At 49.4% G+C, this 930-nt stretch carries 1 protein-coding gene; it reads left to right on the top strand.

What is annotated here, in order from left to right; translation table 11 throughout:
• A partial coding sequence (locus R7093_RS24345) for an ABC transporter ATP-binding protein (RefSeq protein WP_318146900.1) occupies positions 1 to 930 on the top strand: 930 nt, incomplete at both ends.

Below are 930 nucleotides of genomic sequence, written 5' to 3'. Positions count from 1 at the left end.
GGCGGTTGAAATTTCCAACTACATCTTGGTGTTTTCCGTCGCGGCTTTGTCGATTTATCTGTGGTTGGACAGCGCAATTAGCGTCGGTGCCATTGCTATTGCGGTCAGCCTAGCGCTGCGCGTTAACGGCATGTCGATGTGGATCATGTGGGAAGTAGGAGCCCTGTTTGAAAACATGGGTACTGTCGTGGATGGCATGAAAACACTGTCCAAACCTATCGATATCCAAGACAAACCGAATGCGAAAGACTTGGTCGTATCTCAAGGTGGCATCCAGTTCGATAACGTCAGCTTTCATTACGGTGAAAACAAAGGCGTCATCAACCATCTGAATCTCGACATCAAACCTGGCGAAAAAGTCGGCTTGGTTGGGCGCTCTGGCGCAGGTAAATCCACGTTGGTGAACTTGCTGTTACGCTTCCATGATGTGGAAGAAGGCAGCATTAAGATTGACGGTCAAAACATTGCTGACGTCACGCAAGATTCGTTGCGCTCGAAAATTGGCATGGTGACACAGGATACGTCTCTTTTGCACCGTTCAATAAGAGATAACATCTTGTACGGCAACCCAACCGCCTCAGAAGAGGAACTGCTTAAAGCGACGAAACAAGCGCACGCTCACGAGTTCATCGAAACACTGACAGACCCATTTGGCAATGTCGGCTACGATGCGCAAGTTGGCGAACGAGGCGTGAAGTTGTCTGGTGGTCAGCGTCAGCGTATTGCTATTTCTCGTGTGTTATTGAAAGACGCGCCGCTGTTGGTACTGGATGAAGCAACTTCAGCTCTGGACTCAGAAGTCGAAGCGGCTATCCAAGAAAGCTTGAACGAGCTCATGCAAGGCAAAACCGTGATTGCAATAGCACACCGATTGTCGACCATCGCCCAGATGGATCGCTTAATCGTTCTCGACAAAGGTAACGTCGTAGA

This window comes from Vibrio sp. 1580 (genome assembly GCF_033340055.1).
The sequence above is the reverse complement of the archived record's forward strand: the minus strand, read 5'-3'. Positions and strand labels throughout refer to the sequence as shown.